This is a genomic window from Pseudomonas sp. GW821-FHT01D09 (genome assembly GCF_059422465.1).
In genome coordinates, this window is sequence record NZ_JBWKWY010000024.1 from 42,206 (window position 1) to 62,680 (window position 20,475).

General features: G+C 60.8%; 14 protein-coding genes. 7 read left to right on the forward strand and 7 right to left on the reverse strand.

Annotation, left to right across the window (positions count from 1 at the left end; all coding sequences use genetic code 11):
• Positions 1 to 78 precede the first annotated feature (78 nt).
• Positions 79 to 1,038, forward strand: coding sequence for a GTPase (gene yjiA, locus AC07W7_RS19450; protein WP_495039935.1), 960 nt, complete (start codon positions 79 to 81; stop codon positions 1,036 to 1,038).
• A gap of 176 nt (positions 1,039 to 1,214) precedes the next feature.
• Here yjiA and glyA read toward each other — a convergent pair whose 3' ends face one another.
• Both glyA and AC07W7_RS19460 read right to left on the reverse strand, forming a co-directional pair.
• A complete protein-coding gene (gene glyA, locus AC07W7_RS19455; protein ID WP_076963566.1) occupies positions 1,215 to 2,468 on the reverse strand; it encodes a serine hydroxymethyltransferase in 1,254 nt (417 codons plus the stop codon).
• 277 nt (positions 2,469 to 2,745) lie between these two features.
• Positions 2,746 to 6,597, reverse strand: a complete 3,852-nt coding sequence (locus tag AC07W7_RS19460; protein ID WP_495039936.1) for a sensor domain-containing protein — start codon at positions 6,595 to 6,597, stop codon at positions 2,746 to 2,748.
• Between the two features lie 511 nt (positions 6,598 to 7,108).
• On the opposite strand from AC07W7_RS19460, the gene ettA reads away from it, so the two are divergent.
• Both ettA and gdhA read left to right on the forward strand, forming a co-directional pair.
• Complete coding sequence (gene ettA / locus AC07W7_RS19465) at positions 7,109 to 8,773, forward strand: energy-dependent translational throttle protein EttA (protein WP_029292090.1); 1,665 nt, start codon at positions 7,109 to 7,111, stop codon at positions 8,771 to 8,773.
• A gap of 349 nt (positions 8,774 to 9,122) precedes the next feature.
• Positions 9,123 to 10,460, forward strand: coding sequence for an NADP-specific glutamate dehydrogenase (gdhA, locus tag AC07W7_RS19470; RefSeq protein ID WP_076963568.1), 1,338 nt, complete (start codon positions 9,123 to 9,125; stop codon positions 10,458 to 10,460).
• 143 nt (positions 10,461 to 10,603) lie between these two features.
• Here the strand turns inward: gdhA and AC07W7_RS19475 are convergent, their stop codons facing one another.
• The 4 genes from AC07W7_RS19475 to AC07W7_RS19490 form a co-directional block, all read right to left on the reverse strand.
• Positions 10,604 to 10,960: a hypothetical protein gene (locus AC07W7_RS19475; RefSeq protein ID WP_495039937.1), complete on the reverse strand. Its 357-nt coding sequence runs from the start codon at positions 10,958 to 10,960 to the stop codon at positions 10,604 to 10,606.
• A gap of 120 nt (positions 10,961 to 11,080) precedes the next feature.
• Positions 11,081 to 11,383, reverse strand: coding sequence for a chorismate mutase (locus tag AC07W7_RS19480; RefSeq protein ID WP_495039938.1), 303 nt, complete (start codon positions 11,381 to 11,383; stop codon positions 11,081 to 11,083).
• Positions 11,384 to 11,470: 87 nt separating this feature from the next.
• Positions 11,471 to 13,324, reverse strand: a complete 1,854-nt coding sequence (locus AC07W7_RS19485; RefSeq protein ID WP_197881323.1) for an Lnb N-terminal periplasmic domain-containing protein — start codon at positions 13,322 to 13,324, stop codon at positions 11,471 to 11,473.
• Positions 13,325 to 13,419: 95 nt separating this feature from the next.
• Positions 13,420 to 13,908 carry a DUF3015 domain-containing protein gene (locus AC07W7_RS19490; RefSeq protein ID WP_029292080.1) on the reverse strand — a complete coding sequence of 163 codons (489 nt, stop codon included), beginning with the start codon at positions 13,906 to 13,908 and terminating at the stop codon, positions 13,420 to 13,422.
• Between the two features lie 266 nt (positions 13,909 to 14,174).
• On the opposite strand from AC07W7_RS19490, the gene AC07W7_RS19495 reads away from it, so the two are divergent.
• Together AC07W7_RS19495 and AC07W7_RS19500 are read left to right on the forward strand one after the other, a co-directional pair.
• Entirely contained in the window at positions 14,175 to 16,613 is a 2,439-nt protein-coding gene (locus AC07W7_RS19495; protein WP_076963573.1) for a Lon protease family protein, read from the forward strand.
• A gap of 272 nt (positions 16,614 to 16,885) precedes the next feature.
• The gene (locus AC07W7_RS19500) at positions 16,886 to 17,206 is read left to right on the forward strand and encodes a PA4575 family protein (protein ID WP_076963574.1); all 321 of its coding nucleotides are present in this window, start codon (positions 16,886 to 16,888) and stop codon (positions 17,204 to 17,206) included.
• 9 nt (positions 17,207 to 17,215) lie between these two features.
• Here AC07W7_RS19500 and AC07W7_RS19505 read toward each other — a convergent pair whose 3' ends face one another.
• Positions 17,216 to 19,036, reverse strand: a complete 1,821-nt coding sequence (locus AC07W7_RS19505; RefSeq protein WP_099167498.1) for a hypothetical protein — start codon at positions 19,034 to 19,036, stop codon at positions 17,216 to 17,218.
• A 165-nt stretch (positions 19,037 to 19,201) separates the two neighbouring features.
• Here AC07W7_RS19505 and AC07W7_RS19510 point away from each other — a divergent pair, with 165 nt between their 5' ends.
• Together AC07W7_RS19510 and bamJ are read left to right on the forward strand one after the other, a co-directional pair.
• Entirely contained in the window at positions 19,202 to 19,690 is a 489-nt protein-coding gene (locus tag AC07W7_RS19510) for a TIGR00645 family protein (RefSeq protein WP_057441112.1), read from the forward strand.
• Between the two features lie 147 nt (positions 19,691 to 19,837).
• Positions 19,838 to 20,455: a BamJ family beta-barrel-assembly machinery protein gene (gene bamJ, locus AC07W7_RS19515; protein ID WP_038443496.1), complete on the forward strand. Its 618-nt coding sequence runs from the start codon at positions 19,838 to 19,840 to the stop codon at positions 20,453 to 20,455.
• The last annotated feature ends 20 nt before the right edge of the window (positions 20,456 to 20,475 follow it).

Genomic DNA, 20,475 nt, shown 5'->3' on the forward strand with positions numbered 1-20,475 from the left:
TTGCCTGCATCGCGAGCAAGCCCGCTCCCACACAAGCCCGCTCCCACATTTGTTTTGTGTTTCCTCAAGGAGAATATTTTGTCCTCTCCCATCCCCGTCACCGTCCTCAGCGGCTTCCTCGGCGCTGGCAAGACCACCTTGTTGCGCCACCTGCTCAAGGCCGAGCACGGCTTGAAAATTGCCGTGATCGAAAACGAATTCAGCGACGCTGGCATCGACACCCAGCTGCTGGGCGATGAACCGGTCCAGGTCATGACCCTGTCCAACGGCTGCGTGTGCTGCACCATCCACACCGACCTGACCAAGGCCCTGTACCTGCTGCTCGAACGCCTGGACAGCGGCGAGATCGCCTTCGACCGCCTGGTGATCGAATGCACCGGCCTGGCCGACCCGGCGCCGGTGGCCCAGACCTTTTTCATCGACGAGGAACTGCGCGAGCGCTATCTGCTTGACGGCATCATCACCCTGGTGGACGCGGCCCACGCCGAACACCACCTGAGCCAGACCATCGCCCAGGCGCAGATCGGCTTTGCTGACCGCCTGCTGGTGAGCAAGCGCGACCTGGTGGATGACGCCAGCTTCGAGGCCCTCAGCCAGCGCCTGACCCGCATCAACCGCCGTGCGCCGATCCGTGTGGTGGAACATGGCAAGATCGATTTGGCGGAACTGCTGGATGTGCGCGGCTTCAACCTCAACGCCGGCATGACCTTGCGCCCGGTCAGCCAGGCGCCGTCCATCGACCGTATTTCCAGCCTGGTACTGCGCACCGAGCAGCCACTGGATATCGACCGTCTCAGTGAGTTCATGAATGAACTGCTGGAAGAACACGGCAAACAACTGCTGCGTTACAAGGGCGTGCTGAACATCGCCGGGGAAGACCGGCGCATGGTGTTCCAAGGCGTGCTCAAGCTCTACGGGTTCGATTGGGACACCGAATGGGCCGAGGGTGAGGCGCGGGAGAGTGTGATTGTGTTTATTGCCGATGAGTTGCCGCAAGAGAAGATTCGCGCGGGCTTTGCGCGGGTTTACCAATCCTGACTTGAAACGCGACCAGTGTAGGAGCTGGCTTGCCTGCGATAGCGGTAGACCAGTCAATGATGAGTTGGCAGACCCACCGCTATCGCAGGCAAGCCAGCTCCCACATGTTGACCGCGTTCCAACAGGCATAAAAAAGCCCGGCTCAAGCGCCGGGCTTTTCATTCAAGCAACTGCAATCAAGCGCCGTATACCGGCAGCTTCTTGCAGATGGCCTTGACCTTCTCACGTACCGCGTCAATCACGGCTTCGTTGGAAAGGTCAGCCAGGATGTCGCAGATCCAGCCAGCCAGTTCCTTGCACTCTGCTTCCTTGAAGCCACGAGTGGTCACGGCCGGGGTGCCGAAGCGCAGGCCCGAGGTGACGAATGGAGAACGTGGGTCGTTCGGGACCGAGTTCTTGTTCACGGTGATGAAGGCTTTGCCCAGGGCCGCGTCAGCATCTTTACCGGAGATGTCCTGCTTGATCAGCGACAGCAGGAACAGGTGGTTCTCGGTGCCGCCGGACACCACGTCAAAACCGCGCTCGATGAACACAGTGGCCATGGCCTTGGCGTTTTTCACCACTTGTTGCTGGTAAGTCTTGAACTCAGGTTGCAACGCTTCCTTGAAGCAGATGGCCTTGGCCGCGATCACGTGCTCCAGCGGGCCGCCTTGGGCGCCCGGGAAGACTGCGGAGTTCAGCTTCTTCTCGATCTCGGCGTTGGCGCGCGCCAGGATCAGGCCGCCACGTGGACCGCGCAGGGTTTTGTGGGTGGTGGTGGTCACGACGTCAGCGTAAGGCACCGGGTTCGGGTAGATGCCTGCGGCGACCAGACCGGCCACGTGGGCCATGTCGACGAACAGGTAGGCACCCACTTTGTCGGCGATTTCACGGAAACGTGGGAAGTCGAGGATCTGCGAGTAGGCAGAGAACCCGGCCACGATCATTTTTGGCTTGTGCTCGACCGCCAGGCGCTCGACTTCGTCGTAGTCGATCAGGCCGTTGCCGTCGATGCCGTACTGGACGGCGTTGTACAGCTTGCCGGAGGAGGATACGCCAGCGCCGTGGGTCAGGTGACCGCCGTGGGCCAGGCTCATGCCCAGGATGGTGTCACCGCCTTGCAGCAGGGCCAGGTAAACGGCGCTGTTGGCTTGGGAGCCAGCGTGTGGCTGGACGTTGGCGTAGTCGGCGGCGAACAGTTCCTTGGCACGGTCGATGGCCAGTTGCTCGACGATATCGACGAATTCGCAACCGCCGTAGTAACGCTTGCCCGGATAACCTTCGGCGTACTTGTTGGTCAGAACCGAACCTTGAGCCTCCATCACCGCAGGGCTGGTGTAGTTTTCCGAAGCGATCAGCTCAATGTGCTCTTCCTGGCGCACGGCTTCTTGCTCCATGGCGGCAAAGAGATCGGCGTCGTACTTGGCAATAGTCAAATCACGGCTGAACATGGCGGTCCTCAAGGATCGGGGGCAGAAAAGAGGGGCATTCTAACCCAATGGGTTTTAGATGGCATATGAAAGGACATCATGTCGCAGACAAGTGGCGTTCATGGTAGCCAGATCGTTCCCACGCTCTGCGTGGAAATGCATCCAGTGATGCTCTGCGTCAGGGCTTAAAAGCGGACGCGGAGCGTCCAGGGTGGCGCTCCCACGCAGAGCGTGGGAGCAATCAGTTTTGTGTAGATACCTATGCCGCGATGAGGCCATCTGCCCCACCACATGATTTTCAGTCGAACATGAAAAGCGCATCGTTACAGAACTGCGCCTCAAACCGATTGGCCGGCATCGGCCGCCCGAACAGGTAGCCCTGCACCTCGTCACAGCCATGCTCGCGCAGGAAGTCCAGCTGCTCATGGGTTTCCACGCCCTCGGCGATCACCGCCAGGTTCAGGCTGTGGGCCATGGCAATGATTGCCCGGGCAATCTGCGCGTCTTGCTCGCCGGACGGCAGGCCGTCGACGAAGGTGCGGTCGATCTTCAGCACGTCGATGGGGAATTGCTTGAGGTAGTTGAGCGATGAGTAGCCGGTGCCGAAGTCGTCCACGGCGATGCTCAGGCCGAGGTTTTTCAGGCTGGCAAGGATCTGCAGGGCTTCGTTGACCTCGCGCATCAGGATGCTTTCGGTCAGCTCCAGCTCCAGGCACGCCGGCGGCAGGCCGGTTTCCTTGAGGATGGTAGCGATCCGCGTGCCCAACTGCCCGTCGGAGAACTGCCGCGCCGAAATATTCACCGAGACCTTGGGCACCCGCACCTTGTTCTGGTGCCAGGTCTTGAGTTGGCGGCAGGCCTCGTCGATCACCCAGTCGCCCACATCCACCACCAGGCCCAACTCTTCGAGCACCGGGATGAAATCCCCCGGCGGCACCAGGCCACGGCGTGGGTGACGCCAGCGCAGCAGGGCTTCGGCGCCGGTCAAACGTTTGCCATCGCCACTGAACTGCGGCTGGTAATAGAGCACGAATTCGTTCTGGTCCAGGGCATGGCGCAGATCGCTTTCCAGCTCCAGGCGCTCCAGGGCGCTGGCGTTCATGTCGGCCTGGTAGAACTGGAAGTTGTTCTTGCCGCGTTCCTTGGCGTGGTACATCGCCGTGTCGGCGTTTTTCATCAGTTGGCTCAGCTCGTTGCCGTCCTGGGGGCTCAGGGCGATACCGATACTGGCGGTGACAAAAAACTCGCGACCTTCCAGCACAAACGGCCTCACCAGGCTGGCGAGGATTTGCTCGGCCACATGAATCGCCCGGTTCAGTGCCATTTCGCGGCTGACCCGTGGTTGCAAAAGCAGGGTGAACTCGTCACCGCCCATGCGCGCCACGGTATCGTCCTCGGCCACGCAGCCGAGCAGGCGGGTGGCCATTTCCTTGAGCATGCGATCGCCGGCGGCGTGGCCCAGGGAGTCGTTGATCGGCTTGAAGCGGTCGAGGTCGAGGAACATCAGCACCACCCACGACTTCTGCCGTTCGGCCGACTGCAAGGCGGTGTGCAGGCGGTCCTGGAACAGCGTGCGGTTGGGCAGGTGGGTCAGGGCGTCGTAGTAGGCCAGGCGGTGGATGCGTTGCTCGCTGGCCTTGCGCTCGCTGATATCGCTGAAAAAGCACACGTAGCTGGCCAGGTCGCCTTCGTCATCGAGCACCGCCGTAATGCCGACCCAGGCCGGGTAATGCTCGCCGCTGCGGCGCTTGAGCCACACTTCGCCTTCCCAGGTGCTGTGCTGGTGCAACTGCTTGAGCACGTAGCGCAGGTGGGCTTCCTGTTGTTCGTCGACTGTGAGCATGTTCGGCAACTGGTCGAGCACATCGGCCACGGCATAACCGCTGACCCGGCTGAAGGCTTCGTTGGCCTGCACGATATAGCCGGCCGGGTCGGTGATCAGGATCGCCGACGTTGAGTGCTCGAATACCGTGGCCGCCATGCGCAGGTCTTTCTCGGCGCGGCGTTGCTGGCTGATATCGCGGCCCACGCCGAGGATGCCCTCGAACGCGCCGTGCTCGTCCCACACCAGCACCAGGCGCAGCTCGATCGGCACCTTGCGCCCGTCGGCCCGCAGGCAATCGAACAGGAACAGCTGGGTCTGCACATCATCGCGCAGCAGGGCCAGGGCTTCGGGCTGGTCCAGGGCGCGGCTGACTCGTTCGACCAGGGTGTAGATGCCGGTCAGTTGCTGCGGGTTGGCGATGGTCGATTGCCAGCCGTTCTTGAAAATCCAGTCGACTTCATAGCCCAGCACCGCATTCACCGACGGGCTCACGTAGTTGAGGGCCAGTTTGCTGTCGGTGGAGAAAATCACGTCGCTGATGCTTTCGGCCAGCATGCGGTAGCGCTGCTCGCTGTCGCGCAGGGATTCGCTGGCTTCGATCTGGTCGGTGATGTCCTTGGCCACGCCGATGATCCGTGTGACCTGGTCGGTCTTGTCCCGGGCCAGGGCCTGTTCGCGGATCTCGAAGCGCCGCCACTGGTTGTTGCGGTGCCGAAAGCGCAACTGGCATTGCAACTGCGCCAGGTAACCGGCAGTGCGTTGTTGCTCGCGTAGGTCGTGATAGTGCTCGGCATCTTCGGGGTGCAGCAGGATCTCCCAGAAATACTCGCCCATCTGCTGCAGTTCGTGCTTGTTGTAGCCCAGGGTGTGGCCCAGGTGGTGGTTGCTGAAGATCATGCGCTGGCTGATCACATCCTGCACATACAGGTGGTCAGGCACGGTGCGCACCACGTCCGACCAGAAGGCCTCGCGCTCCACCAGCGACAGCTCCACCAGTTTGCGGCTGGTGATATCGCTGATGCTGAGGATCACCGCCTTATAGTCGTGCTGTTCTTCCGGCAGGCGCATGACCAGCCACAGGTACTGGTCGTTGCCCTGGATGTCGCTGATTTGAATCTCCAGCTCCAGCTGCTTGTGCTCGGTCAACACCGCCTCAAGCACCTGGTAGCCAATGGCGCTGGTGTTCAGCGGGCAACCGTCGATCAAGCGTTCCCAGGCCTGTTCGCAGGACGCCACGTTCAGCAGGCGCACGGCGACCTGGTTGACCTCGGTGATACGCAGCTCCTTGAGCAGTTGCTGGCGTTGCTCGGGGCTGTTTTGCAACCAGTCCTGCAATTGCTCGCGGGTGTGCAACTGGGCTTTGTCGAAGAAACCGCGCAGGCCCGACAGGTCGAGCACGCACAAAGCCACACCGGTGCCGTCGAAAATATCCTGGTAGCGGCGCCGGCCCTCGTTGACCTGGCGCTGGCGGCGCCGCATGTTCAGCAGCACCAGCACCGGGATCAGCGAAAAGGCCAGGCCCAGCAGGCACTTGCCGATAAACGCCGGCAGCAGTTGCTCCAGCACGGCGGCGCGATCGAACAGGCCGCGCAGTTGCCAGTCACTTTTGCTCAAGGGCGTGACCAGAACGGTCTTGTTCAGCTCTTCGGGGGTCAGCCCGGCCGACCACTGGCTGGGCATGCCGCTGTCGCGGCTGACAACCTGATGGTTAAACTGGTTTTCAATCACCCACATCGGCCGTGAGCCCTGGCCGTCCTGGCGGGTCAGGTTGGCCAGGTAATTGGGGGCCAGGCGCAACGCCCAATAGAGCTTGGTGCCGCCGCTGGGTTGGTGCAGTAGCAGGTAGATGACCGAGCCATCGCTGTTATTGCTTAGGTAATAGGACTGGGCATGGCTGTGCTTGACCAGCTCTTCGAGCCAGGCGCTGTCCTGGCTGTTGTCGGCCGTGTCACTGATGATTGCGCCGCTGGGGGCGAGCAGGGCGACGCTGCGCAGCTCCGGCAATGAGCGCTGCAGGCTGCGCATCAAGGCCTGGTGTTGTTCTGCGTTGCGCGGCGGCTCGATGATCGGCAGCAGGTTGAGGGCGATTTGCGCGCTCAGGGCCATGTTCAGGCTGATCTGTTCGGCCAGGTCGGCGCTGTAGTCGATGGTGTATTGCTGCTGGTTCTTCTGGTTTTGCTGCAGTTGGTCCAGCAGTTGCCAGAACAATAGCGCAAGCAACAGCAGGACCAGCGTCGCCAACGCGCCCTTGAGAGTTCCGTGCAGGGGGGCACCCGGCGCAATATGGGCTGCGCGCAAGGGGCTTGGCTTTGTTACGTTGGTCAAGCTGTGATCCTGCGGTTTGGCTGGACTGGCGCGCGACGTGCACTATAGGCCGGACGCCCGGAGGGCGGTTAGCATGCCCTGAGTTGTGGCAAAGTGCCAGTCCCGCCTGGCGGGACTATCAGGTCGGGCCAGTACTGATCAAGGCATCCGCCAGTCTGAATAGAATCCCTAGTGCAAAGCAACTGATAACCACAGAAGCTGTGCGGTTTATTGTCCGCGGCGTCAGCCAGGCATGCCCGCTGCGTCTGAGGCGCGCGCCGAACAGCACCCAGGCGCAGCCAACGGGGATCACCACCGCCGTGAATTGCATGACGAATTGCCCATTTTTTGGGCGGCGCGTTGCCGGGTATTGTGCTCTATCTGGGCTACAGCCGGAAAAAGCGCGGCTCAAAAGCGCCTGTCAATCTGCCCGCCGCCGCTGACTTAGGTTAACCTTGATCATTCGATGTGCTACGTACAGCGCCATGACGCTACGCAGGCCCTGTTCTCATCTTTTTACGAGGTCCACATTTTGGCTCAATACGTTTTCACCATGCATCGGTTGGGCAAAGTTGTTCCACCGAAGCGGGAAATCCTGAAAAACATTTCGCTGTCCTTCTTCCCGGGCGCCAAGATCGGCGTGCTCGGCCTCAACGGTTCGGGTAAGTCCACGCTGCTGAAAATCATGGCCGGCGTCGACACTGAATTTGAAGGCGAAGCCCGCCCGATGCCCGAACTGAACATCGGCTACCTGCCGCAAGAGCCGATCCTGGACCCGTCCAAGACCGTGCGTGAAGTGGTCGAGGAAGCCGTCAGCGTGATCAAGGACGCCCAGGCCCGTCTGGACGAGGTCTACGCCGCCTACGCCGAGCCGGATGCCGACTTCGACAAACTGGCCGCCGAACAGGCCAAGCTCGAAGCCATCCTGCAGGCCGGCGACGGTCACAACCTGGAGCGCCAGCTGGAAGTCGCCGCCGATGCCCTGCGCCTGCCGGCCTGGGACGCCAAGGTCGAGCACCTGTCCGGTGGTGAAAAGCGCCGCGTGGCCCTGTGCCGCTTGCTGCTGTCGGCCCCTGACATGCTGCTGCTCGACGAACCGACCAACCACCTGGACGCCGATTCCGTGGCCTGGCTGGAACACTTCCTCCATGACTTCCCGGGCACCGTGGTTGCGATCACGCACGACCGGTACTTCCTGGACAACGTCGCCGGCTGGATCCTGGAACTCGACCGTGGCGCCGGTATCCCTTACGAGGGTAACTACTCCGGTTGGCTGGAAGCCAAGTCCGACCGTCTGGCGGCCGAATCCAAGCAGCAGTCGGCCCATGAAAAGGCCATGAAGGACGAACTGGAATGGGTGCGCAAAGGCGCCAAGGCCCGCCAGTCGAAATCCAAGGCCCGTCTGCAACGCTTCGAGGAAATGCAGTCCCAGGAATTCCAGAAGCGCAGCGAGACCAACGAAATCTACATCCCGGCCGGTCCGCGCCTGGGTGACAAGGTCATTGAGTTCAAGAACGTCTGCAAGGGCTATGGCGATCGCGTGCTGATCGACAACCTGTCGTTCTCCATGCCTAAAGGCGCCATCGTCGGCGTGATCGGCGGTAACGGCGCGGGTAAATCCACGCTGTTCCGCATGCTGATGGGCAAGGAACAACCGGATTCGGGCACCATCGAAGTCGGCGAAACCGTGCAGTTGGCCTGTGTCGACCAGAGCCGGGAAGACCTCGACGGCAGCAAGACCGTGTTCCAGCAGATTTCCGACGGTTCCGACCAGATCCGTATCGGCAACTATGAAATCCCGTCGCGCACCTACGTGGGACGTTTCAACTTCAAGGGCGGCGACCAGCAGAAGTTCGTCAAGGACCTGTCCGGTGGTGAGCGCGGTCGCTTGCATCTGGCCCTGACCCTGAAAGAGGGCGGCAACGTCCTGCTGCTCGACGAACCGTCCAACGACCTCGACGTTGAAACCCTGCGTTCCCTGGAAGAAGCCCTGCTGGACTTCCCGGGCGCCGCGATTGTGATCTCTCACGACCGGTGGTTCCTTGACCGCGTGGCCACGCACATCCTGGCGTACGAAGACGACTCGCAAGCGGTGTTCTTTGAAGGCAACTACACCGAATACGAAGCCGATCGCAAGAAGCGCCTGGGCGAAGCGGCTGCCCAGCCGCACCGGGTACGGCACAAGAAACTGGCCTGAATCGGGTCGGTGGTTTGAAAAGCGGAGCCTTCGGGCTCCGTTTTTTTTTGGCGCAATAGAGAGGGGCCGAGGTGACTTCATCGCAGGCAAGCCAGCTCCCACATCAGATCGCGTACCTCTGCTACGACACGGTCAAGTGTGGGAGCTGGCTTGCCTGCGATAGCGGTTTAACTATTGGTGCATCTCTGGCATTGAAATCCCTGTTGGAGGGCAGAAAATCAGGGTTATTTATATCTATTGCACCATTTAAATTCACAAAAGCGACATTTTGCCCTGTCACGGTGCGACATGAATTGATAAAGTCCTGGGCAAATCGCCATTAACGACAATAAATCTGCCGAGACTTTTCATGATCGAATCCGTCGAATCCTTCCTTGCCCGCCTCAAAAAACGCGACCCGGACCAGCCGGAATTCCACCAAGCTGTGGAAGAAGTCCTACGCAGCCTGTGGCCTTTTCTTGAAGCCAATCCCCACTACCTGACCTCGGGCATTCTGGAGCGTATCTGCGAGCCGGAACGGGCCATTACCTTCCGGGTATCGTGGGTCGATGACCAGGGCAAGGTCCAGGTCAATCGCGGTTTCCGTATCCAGATGAACAGCGCCATCGGCCCCTATAAAGGCGGCTTGCGCTTTCACCCGTCGGTCAACCTGGGGGTGCTGAAATTCCTCGCTTTCGAGCAGACCTTCAAGAACTCCCTGACCTCGCTGCCCATGGGCGGCGGCAAGGGCGGCTCGGACTTTGACCCCAAGGGCAAGAGCGACGCCGAAGTCATGCGTTTCTGCCAGTCGTTCATGAGCGAGTTGTACCGCCATATTGGCGCGGACGTGGACGTACCGGCCGGCGATATCGGCGTGGGTGCCCGGGAAATCGGTTTCCTGTTTGGCCAGTACAAGCGCCTGAGCAACCAATTCACCTCGGTATTTACCGGCAAGGGCATGAGCTACGGCGGCAGCCTGATCCGCCCGGAAGCCACCGGTTTTGGTTGTGTGTACTTTGCCGAGGAGATGCTCAAGCGCCAGGGCCAGCGTGTCGAAGGCAAGCGTGTGGCGGTTTCCGGCTCAGGCAACGTCGCGCAATACGCGGCACGCAAGGTCATGGACCTGGGCGGCAAGGTGATTTCCCTGTCCGACTCCGAAGGCACCCTGTACTGCGAGAGCGGCTTGACCGAGGAACAATGGTCGGCCCTGTTGGAGCTGAAAAATGTGCAGCGCGGACGCATCAGCGAACTGGCCTCGCGTTTCGGCCTGGAATTCCGTGCCGGCCAGGCCCCCTGGGAACTGGTGTGCGACATCGCCCTGCCATGCGCGACCCAGAACGAACTGGACGCCGAAGCCGCCCGCACCCTGCTGCGCAACGGCTGCATCTGCGTGGCCGAAGGCGCCAACATGCCCACCACCCTGGAGGCTGTGGATATCTTTATCGAAGCGGGCATCCTGTTCGCCCCGGGCAAGGCGTCGAACGCCGGCGGCGTGGCCGTGAGTGGCCTGGAAATGTCGCAAAACGCCATGCGCCTGCTGTGGACCGCCGGTGAAGTGGACAGCAAGCTGCACAACATCATGCAGTCGATCCACCATGCCTGCGTGCACTACGGTGAAGAAAACGGCCGGGTCAACTACGTGAAAGGCGCGAACATCGCCGGTTTTGTGAAAGTGGCGGATGCGATGCTGGCGCAGGGCATTGTCTAAGGTGCGACCTGAGCGACACCGATGATCCCTTGTGGGAACTGTCGAGCCCCAGCGAGGCTGCGAGAGCGGTAGGTCAGTTACAGGTTGACTGCCTGGCCCAGCGCAATCGCAGCCTCGCTGGGGCTCGACAGCTCCCACATTCGTTACTGGCTGCGATAGGCCCGTGCCGCGTCGCGATCCTTCTCCTGCTGCCAGGCGCGTTCGCGCTCATCCCAATGGCGTTCCCTATACTCATTGCGGTCTTCGCTCTCACGCATGGCCTTGCACTGGCGAAAGCCATCTTCCCAGCCTTCGGCATAGGCACGGTCTTTCAAATAGCGCGGGACGTTTTTGCGAAACGTCCCGGTGATCACCCCGGCGGCCTGGCGCCCACTGGTGCAGCCATCGTCAAACCCGTCGGCGAAGGCCGGTGGATACCCCTTGGCCAGTAACTCATCATGGGTGGATTGGCAGCCTGAAAGCGCCATCACCACCCCCAGCATCACCGCGAACCGCCACATCTCATACTCCCTGGCCATTAAGTGGCCCCTACGGGAAGTCTAGAAGGGGATTCGTTGGGGAGATGTGAAGGCCGGGTGAGCAATTTGTTTGAACGGCAAATTTTCTGTGGCGAGCGCAGGTTATGTCGTGGGTTGCACAAGTGCAGCGTGTTCGGCCAGTTCCTGCTGGATGAAGGCGGCAATCATCGCGCGATACACCTGCTCGGTAACGTCGGGGTTGGCGCCAAGGGTTTGCGCCAAATCGCGAACCTTGCTGATGACCTGTTCGACGCGCTGGGGCGCCTTGACCCCATCGCTGTCTTTTTTGAAATAGGCGGCCTGGGACACGAAACTGCCGCGCTCGGCCAGCAGGGCGACGATCTGGCGGTCAAGGCGGTCGATGTTTTCCCGGACGTGTTCAAGGCTGGTGCAGGTAACGGCCATGTCGTAAGAACTCCTTGGGGTGTGGGATAAACGCGGGCCCGCTCCCACACAGCCCCACATTGGATCTTCAGTGGGCTTTGGGGCCGCTCAGTAGTGATACCACTTCAGCTCAAGCATCACTTCGTTCACCGGCGTTGCCAAGTGGCTGAACTCGCGCTGCGCACTCAGGCGCACACCCAGGTTACGCGACACTTCCCACTGTTGATTGAGGCTGATACTACGCCGTACCTCGCCATTGGTGAAAAAGTCGCCCTTGGCCTCCAGGCTCAGGTTGCCCAGCGGGTTTTTCCACAGCAGGCCGGTGTTGAAGCCGGCAGCGGGGGAGATGAATTCGTTGAAGTCATTGTTATGTTCCACGCGCACGGTGCCGAGGGCGAAGCCGAGCATGTCGTCGTGCAATTGCCAGGTGCCGCCGGCGCCACCGTTGACGTGGCTGACCAGGGTTTCGTCGTCATGCTTGCCCGGTACGCGCTCCAGGCCGCCGGTGACTTGCCAGGACAGCGGCTGCAATAGCTCATTGCGTGGGGTCAGGGAGCGGATGGTCGCCAGGTCCAGTTGCTGCAATTGCCAGTTGTTGCCTTCGTACTGGCGCAGTTTCATCTGCAGGATTTCGATCTGCGCGCCCAGGGGGAAGCCTTCGGCGTTGTCGTTGAGGTCGTGGTAGGCCATGCGCAGGCCGTATTCGCCGAAGGCCTTGTCGCCACGGGTGCCGATACCGGCTTGCCAGGTCCGCGATTCATGGCCGTTTTCCGGCAGGCCGGGGCGCTCGATCTGCAGGTCGGGCGCCGGGTTCTGGTTGATGGCCCGCAATAACTCGAAACTGCGCTGGGAGCGTTCGCTGTCGCGCTCCAGGCCGTTGGCGCGATAGCGGCCCAGGCGGTAGGCGGCGTCGATGATCAGGGCCTGGCGGTCTTTGCCCAGGCTTTTGAACGTCGGGTCTTGCAATTGCTTCTGGTCATCGCTGATCTTCAGCACCCATTGCTGCTCGGCACTGTCCAGGGGCTTGGCGCGCTCCAGCAACTCGCGCTCGCGGGATGGGCGGTAGTCGATCTTTTCCACCAGGCCCGCGTCTTTCACCGCCTTTACCGTGTCGGTGGGGATGGCAGTCAGCGGGAACTGTTCGGTCAGGCGCAGGCCGGGGCGGGCCACTTGCAGCAGTTCCAGCAGGCGGTACGAGCAGTTTTCGTCGAAGAAGAAGTAGTCGAACTGGATCTGCTTGAGTTCCCACACGTGCTCGACCATGCGCTCGGTCTCGACCTGGGTCAGGTTCAGGCGGTATTCCCACAGGTCGCGGTTCTCCAGGCTGCGGTATTCCGAGAGTTTTTCCTGGTAGGGCACCAGGGCGAACAGGCCGGGATAACCGCCCATCAGGCCTTTCCAGGCATAGAGGATGCTGTTGTCCGAGCCTTCGATGTAGGCACCGAAGTTGATCGCGTAGCTGAGCAGCGCAGTCTTGTTGCTTTGCACGTCTGCCTGGTCGATGCGCAGCAAGGTATGGCCGAACATCGATGACGGGCTGTTGAGATAGGCCGCCGGGAAGATCATCACCGCGCTGTGGGGCGCGACGTCCTTGAACCACTGCTTGAACTCGGCGCAGTCCACGGCGGGCAGGTCAGTCAGGTGCAACTGGTCCTTGAGCCAGCGGGTGCGGGCCGGGTACACGCATTGGGCATGTTTTTCGCCGAGGTTGGCCGGGGCGTACAGCGCATCCACGGTGGCCTTGAGCTCGGCGTCCGGGTGGTGCGCGCCGTCTTTGGCGAGGAAGAACTTCTGGTCGCTGACATAGCTGCGCCAGCCTTTGAGCTTGCCGGCTTCGTAGTGCCCCAGCGAGAGCCAGAACGGATCATTGGCCAGTTGCTGCAAACGTTGATCATCAAGGTGCGGTGCCGCAGATAGCGGGGCGCAGGCAAAGAGTGCCAGGCAGGCAAGGCGTTTGAGCATAGGGGGCAACTTAAGTCGGAATAAATAAAGACCCGGGAAAGGGGCAGGTCCAAAAAATAAAACCCGCGCCGGGTAAGGGCGCGGGCAGGTCGAGCTTAAGCCTGGGTAGCGTATTTCGCCAGGCGGGCGTCGCCCTTGAGAACAGCGATGGTGTTGGAGTGCACGTCTTCTGCGGTCACGTCAGCCTTGCTGAAGATTTGCTGGAAGTGTTCGTGAGTCACCGCGGCGAAGTGGTCGCGGTCTTCAGGGGCAACGCCCAGGACCACGGCATAGGTGGTCAGTGCTTCGCCATTGCCTTTGGCCATGTCTTCGGACAGCTCGTTCATCATGCCATTCATGGCAATCCACGATTTGCCGCCGTAAGTCAGCGCGCTGTTGGTGCTGCAACCGTTGGTGCCCGAGGTCATGCCGAAGGTGGCGTTACCGGAGGTGCCGTTGGTGGTAGAAGCCAGGAAGTGGGCTGGCGTGCCGCGCTGGCCTTCAAACAGCATGTTGCCCCAACCGCAGTTCGGGCCACCTGGCGCTTCGGCCATTGCATTGAGGGAGACAACGGTGAAGAGAGTACCGAGAAGGATCCGTTTCATAGCTTTGTTCTCTTAGTGTGCAAACCAATGGACAAGGGTTCAGGCGCCTCAAGACGCCCTAGGGGCCAGTTATTTAGTCCAACCCGCGCAGTTTGGAGTTTAGGCATGTTCCAAGGGTTCCGTGGTTTTTTGTAAAACAATCAGTGCAGACTGGTTTTTTTGCAGGCGCCATCCCGTGTCTATGCTTTACCTCAGTCGTGCCTTGCCAGCCGGCTACGCACGGCGCCAGAATGCCGCCATTGCCCCGCCTGATGTAAGGAAGCCCGATGCCTGATCCTGTTGCTGCCAGCTTGCGTCTAGCGCCCGAAGCGCTGACCCGCCCTTTCTCCGCTGAACAGTTCAGCTTCTCGACCACCAATGATTTGGAGCCCTTTCGCGGTGTGCTTGGCCAGGAACGCGCGGTTGAAGCCTTGCAGTTCGGTGTGGCCATGCCACGCCCCGGTTACAACGTGTTTGTCATGGGCGAGCCCGGTACCGGCCGCTTTTCGTTCGTCAAACGCTACCTCAAGGCCGAAGGCAAACGCCTGCAGACCCCGGCAGACTGGGTCTATGTCAATAATTTCGATGAGCCGCGCGAGCCCCGCGCCCTGGAGTTGCCAGCGGGCGGCGCGGCGCCCTTTATCGCCGATATCAGCGGCCTGATCGACAACCTGGTCGCCACCTTCCCGGCGGTGTTCGAGCACCCGACGTACCAGCAACGCAAAAGTGCGATCGACCGCGCCTTCAACCAGCGCTACGACCGCGCCCTGGATGTGATCGAGCGCCTGGCCCTGGAAAAGGACGTGGCGCTGTACCGCGACAGCACCAACATCGCCTTTACCCCGATGCTCGATGGCAAGGCCCTGGATGAGGCCGAGTTCTCGCAGTTGCCGGAAGTCGACCGCGAGCGTTTCCACACGGATATTTCCGAGCTCGAAGAGCGCCTCAACGAAGAACTCGCCAGCCTGCCGCAGTGGAAGCGCGAGTCCAACAACCAGATGCGCCAGTTCAACGAAGAGACCATCACCCTGGCCTTGCAGCCGTTGTTGGCGCCGTTGTCCGAGAAGTACGCCGAGAACGCCGGCGTCTGCGGCTACCTGCAGGCGATGCAGGTCTATCTGCTCAAGACCGTGGTCGAGCTGCTGGTGGATGACGCGAAAACCGACGCCCAGGCGCGCAAGTTGCTCGAGGAGCAATACTGCCCGAGCCTGGTGGTGGGCCATCCGCTCAATGGCGGCGCACCGGTGGTGTTCGAGCCGCACCCGACCTACGACAACCTGTTTGGCCGGATCGAGTACAGCACCGACCAGGGCGCGCTCTACACCACGTACCGGCAACTGCGCCCGGGGGCGTTGCACCGTGCCAACGGCGGTTTCCTGATCCTCGAAGCCGAGAAAATGCTCAGCGAGCCGTTTGTCTGGGACGCGCTCAAGCGGGCCCTGCAATCGCGCAAGCTGAAGATGGAGTCGCCCCTGGGCGAGCTGGGCCGCCTGGCTACCGTGACCCTCAACCCGCAAGTGATCCCGTTGCAGGTCAAGGTCATCATCATTGGCGCCCGTTCGCTGTACTACACCCTGCAAGACCTGGATCCAGACTTCCAGGAGATGTTCCGGGTGCTGGTGGATTTCGATGAAGACATCCCGATGGTCGATGAAAGCCTGGAGCAGTTCGCCCAGTTGCTGAAAACCCGGACCTCGGAAGAGGGCATGGCACCGCTGACCTCCGATGCGGTGGCGCGCCTGGCGACCTACAGCGCACGGCTGGCGGAACACCAGGGGCGTTTGTCGGCGCGGATCGGCGACCTGTTCCAGCTGGTCAGCGAGGCGGATTTCATTCGTCACCTGGCGGGTGATGAGCGCACCGATGCCGGGCATATCGAGCGCGCGCTGAAGGCCAAGGCCACCCGTACCGGGCGGGTTTCGGCGCGGATCCTCGACGACATGCTCGCCGGGGTCATCCTGATCGACACCGCCGGCGCGGCCGTGGGCAAATGCAACGGGCTGACGGTGCTGGAGGTCGGTGATTCGGCATTCGGCGTGCCGGCGCGGATTTCGGCCACGGTGTATCCGGGCGGCAGCGGCATTGTCGATATCGAACGTGAGGTCAACCTCGGCCAGCCGATCCACTCCAAGGGCGTGATGATCCTGACCGGTTACCTGGGCAGCCGCTATGCCCAGGAGTTCCCCCTGGCGATCTCTGCGAGCATCGCCCTGGAGCAATCCTACGGGTACGTCGACGGCGACAGCGCCTCGTTGGGTGAGGCCTGCACGTTGATTTCGGCCTTGTCGAAGACGCCGCTCAAGCAGTGCTTTGCCATTACCGGCTCAATCAACCAGTTTGGCGAAGTGCAGGCGGTGGGTGGGGTCAACGAGAAGATCGAAGGCTTCTTCCGCCTATGCGAGGCCCGTGGCTTGACGGGCGAGCAGGGTGCGATCATTCCCCAGGCCAACGTCGCGACGCTGATGCTTGATGAGAAGGTGTTGCAGGCCGTGCGGGCAGGGCAGTTCCATGTGTATGCCGTGCGCCAGGCCGACGAGGCCTTGAGCTTGTTGGTGGGTGAACCGGCCGGTGAACCGGATGCCGAAGGGCAATTTCCCGAGGGCAGCGTCAACGCCCGCGTGGTTGAGCGCTTGCGGGCCATTGCCGAGATGATCAGCGAAGAAGACCTCAAGGAAGCGGAAAAGGAGCTGGCGCAGCAGGCGTTGGCTGAGGCCAAGCCCACCTGATACGAGCGAGCTTGCTCACGAAGATCGTCAACGATAACGCGTGCCTTCTGGATTAACGCGTTGTACTTGAGAACTTCGCGAGTAAGCTCGTTCCTACAGAAAGCGTGTCATGATTTTGACTGGGTTTTCGGGGCAAACCACCGTTGGTCTCTACAACCTTGGTTTATAGCGGTTTTCTTCTATTCTCAGAGCAAGGATATCTGTAGGAGTCATGGGATAGAGACAGCCTTGTGTCTGGAGGCTGAACACCGGATCTACCGAGGGTCGCCGCCATGCCGCGCAACCTTTGCCTCACCCGCCAGTGCCTGGGCCTGGTCACTCGAATTGAATGTTCCATTCGCCCTCTTGCGGGGGATACCGGGATGTGGACGCTGTTGTTTGCCGCCGGCATGACGGGCGAGCAGCCCTCGACCATCAAGTCCCAAGGGCCCTTTCATGGGCCGTTCGTGGCGGAAAACATGCTTGAATCCATTGTGCAAAGCCTGACCCTGCACGGCTACGAGCTGGCCGACGACCCGCAGATCTGGTGCCTGCACCTGCAGGCCCACCTGCGCCAGCTCAATGGCGGGCAGCCCCAGGCGGTTCACCTGTAGGGCCACGGTTTATTTGGTTTCAGGCTTGTCCAGTTTGACCTCAAAGCCATATTGCACGGTGTTCAACGCCGTGCGCTGATAGGTTTCAAGTACGGTTGGCTGGCCATAAAAGTAATGCACGTCAAACAGCGCGGTGCCGTATTCCGCAGCGCGGTGGCTGACCCCAAGGATTTCCTTCAGGTAATGACCACTGGCGTCCTTGGCAAAGAACCGCCAGCTGTCGGAAGGGAAGAGTGCTTGGTCGACAATCAGCGCGTTGTCCTTGATCGACAGGCCCTTGGGCAATTGTGTGGTGTTGACCGTGTTTTTTTCGATGGTGGCCAGGAACATCGGGATCGATCCCACGGCAAACGCCGGGTTTTCCGGGAATAAATTGAGATCGTAGGTGATGGTGCCGCGCCATGGCTCGATGTCAAAGGCTTCGGTAGGCAACTCGATGGGCTCGCCGCGCTTGCCTGCGTCATCGGCGGCAAAGAAGGTCAGCGGGGCGTCGCTGCTGGCGCGGGTCGAGCCGATCAGGTCGTCATTGAACGTGAAGGGATGGTCAAAGGCGATGCGGGCGGCGCTGGCATCCTCCACCGACTGGCTGATCGTGACGCTGCTTTTCAACTGGTCTTCGGAGAGGCTGGCGCTTTGAAGCCATTGCGCAGCCTGGTCGTCATACACCGTGACTGGCATGGGCAGGGCCTGTACGGTTTTTTCCAGGCTGTTTTTGTCGAAGCGCCGTATCGGCAGTTCCAGCGCCTTGCGGGTGACGGTGGCCTCGGAAAAATCCAGCACATTGACTTGCAGGTTATCGATCACCCCGTTGAAGTAGACCTTGGCGTAATGGCTGGCCTGTTTGTGTTCAAAGGCTTTCTGCTCGTCTTCCAGCTGTTTTTCAAAGGCCTCGGACCAGGTTTTCTGCTTGCGCATCTGCGCCAGTTGCTGCTCGTAGAAGGCCACCTGGGTGGCGCTCTCGTTGATCGAGCCGGAGCGTGAGAGGAACTGCCCGGTGGTGTCCCGGGCCTGGATCAGCAGCGGGTTGGGCGAGTCATCGGCCACTTGCGGCGCCAGGGCGGCGGTGTTGGTCAGTTCGATTTCGGCGTGGTTTTTCTCCAGGGCCAGCAGGGTCACCGTGACGTTTTCCTGGGTGCGCTTGTGGCCTACGTCGCTGCGGGTCAGCTCGAAGGTCAGGACTTTACGGGGGGCGATCACCTCGATCTGGCCCTTGAGCGTGACGGGCTGGGGCTGGCTCTTGTTATCCGTCTCGATGCCTTCGATAAACGGATAGGTGACAGTCAGGTCGTCCGGGTTGGTCAGGTTGGAGCTGCTGGGGCTCAGTTGGATGCCGGGGTCGGTTTCCGACCATTCCGGTTGGAATGCAATGGTCTTGTTGTTGCTCAGGGTCACCGATTGCCATTCCAGGCCATGGGGAAAGGGGAATGGGTCCGGCATATTGAAGCTGAACGGGAACACCGGTTGCAGATCGGTCAGGTAGTCCGAGTGCGAGTTCTTGCGCAGGACGAACAGCCCGTTGATGTAGGTATCCACCAGCGCTTGCGGCGTAGGGTAGTGCGCGAGCGCGGCCAGGGTGTTTTCCCCGTACTCGGTCTCGACAGGCTTGGTGTCGAGCTTGATGCGCGCACGCTCCAGCAACAGCAGCGAGCCGCCCAGCTCGGCGACGGCCTCTTTGAGGCGGGGATCCTGGATGGTGTCCAGGGACTGCTCGAACTGGGCGGTTTTTTCTTCGAGACTGGCTTGCTTGTGCTCGTCGCTGGGGGAGCAGCCGCTGGCCGCCAGCAATGCCACACACAGGCCAAGACTGGCCAAGGGAGATCGCACATCCATTATTTGAGGTTCCTGTCCGGCAGCATCGAGCCACATTGATGAACCCGACACTAGCAGAAAAATGGTCTTACAGAAGCGCTACAGGTCAGTTTTCCGGGTGGTTATGGCGCAATGTGTGTGGCTGATATACTCGCCGCCATTTCTAGTCAAGCTGTGTGAGATTCCATGGAACGCTTTATCGAAAATGCAATGTATGCCTCCCGCTGGCTGCTGGCGCCGATCTATTTCGGCTTGTCCCTCGGGCTGCTGGCGTTGGCGCTGAAATTCTTCCAGGAAGTGATCCATCTGCTGCCCAATGTCTTTGCAATGGCCGAGTCAGAGCTGATCCTGGTACTGCTGTCGTTGATCGACATGGCGCTGGTGGGGGGCTTGCTGGTGATGGTGATGATTTCCGGCTACGAGAACTTTGTCTCGCAACTGGATATTGATGACAACAAGGAAAAGCTCAACTGGCTGGGCACCATGGATTCTTCGTCGCTGAAGATGAAAGTGGCGGCGTCCATTGTGGCGATTTCCTCGATCCACCTGCTGCGTATCTTCATGGACGCCAAGAATGTCGATCCACAGCACCTGATGTGGTACGTGATCATTCACATGACCTTCGTGATCTCTGCGTTTGCCATGGGTTACCTGGATAAACTGACCAAGCATTGATCCGCGCCTGGCGCCTATTGGCCCGGGATTTTGGGCTGATCAAGCGTAGGGCGAGTGTGCTAGTCTGCTCGCCCTTTTAGTTTGGATGATCGGCAAGACACTGCGTTTTTGCGGGTTTTTGCGGTTGTCCTACAGCGGAGCCTTTCTATGTCCGAAGTCAATCTGTCCACCGACGAAACCCGCGTCAGCTACGGCATTGGCCGTCAGTTGGGCGACCAACTGCGCGACAACCCGCCACCGGGCGTCAGCCTGGACGCGATCCTGGCTGGCCTGACCGATGCGTTCGGCGGCAAGCCAAGCCGTGTTGACCAGGAGCAAATGGCGGCCAGCTTCAAAGTGATCCGCGACATCATGCAAGCCGAAGCCGCAGCCAAGGCTGAAGCCGCCGCCGGCGCTGGCCTGGCATTCCTGGCTGAAAACGCCAAGCGTGACGGCATCACCACCCTGGCTTCCGGCCTGCAATTTGAAGTGCTGACCGCCGGTGACGGCGCCAAGCCGACCCGTGAAGACCAGGTGCGTACCCACTACCATGGCACCCTGATCGACGGCACGGTGTTCGACAGCTCCTACGAGCGTGGCCAGCCGGCAGAATTCCCGGTTGGCGGCGTGATCGCTGGCTGGACCGAAGCCCTGCAACTGATGAATGCCGGCAGCAAATGGCGCCTGTACGTGCCGAGCGAACTGGCCTACGGCGCACAAGGCGTTGGCAGCATCCCGCCGCACAGCGTCCTGGTATTCGACGTCGAGCTGCTCGACGTTCTGTAAGACCTTCTGCTGAAATCACC

Coding starts and splice junctions, on each gene's coding strand:
- AC07W7_RS19495 (WP_076963573.1), top strand. CDS start 14,175: ATGCCTGATCCTGTTGCTGCCAGCTTGCGTCTAGCGCCCGAAGCGCTG.
- AC07W7_RS19500 (WP_076963574.1), top strand. CDS start 16,886: ATGCCGCGCAACCTTTGCCTCACCCGCCAGTGCCTGGGCCTGGTCACT.
- AC07W7_RS19505 (WP_099167498.1), bottom strand. CDS start 19,036: ATGGATGTGCGATCTCCCTTGGCCAGTCTTGGCCTGTGTGTGGCATTG.
- bamJ (WP_038443496.1), top strand. CDS start 19,838: ATGTCCGAAGTCAATCTGTCCACCGACGAAACCCGCGTCAGCTACGGC.
- AC07W7_RS19490 (WP_029292080.1), bottom strand. CDS start 13,908: ATGAAACGGATCCTTCTCGGTACTCTCTTCACCGTTGTCTCCCTCAAT.
- AC07W7_RS19475 (WP_495039937.1), bottom strand. CDS start 10,960: ATGTGGCGGTTCGCGGTGATGCTGGGGGTGGTGATGGCGCTTTCAGGC.
- gdhA (WP_076963568.1), top strand. CDS start 9,123: ATGATCGAATCCGTCGAATCCTTCCTTGCCCGCCTCAAAAAACGCGAC.
- AC07W7_RS19485 (WP_197881323.1), bottom strand. CDS start 13,324: ATGCTCAAACGCCTTGCCTGCCTGGCACTCTTTGCCTGCGCCCCGCTA.
- AC07W7_RS19480 (WP_495039938.1), bottom strand. CDS start 11,383: ATGGCCGTTACCTGCACCAGCCTTGAACACGTCCGGGAAAACATCGAC.
- glyA (WP_076963566.1), bottom strand. CDS start 2,468: ATGTTCAGCCGTGATTTGACTATTGCCAAGTACGACGCCGATCTCTTT.
- AC07W7_RS19510 (WP_057441112.1), top strand. CDS start 19,202: ATGGAACGCTTTATCGAAAATGCAATGTATGCCTCCCGCTGGCTGCTG.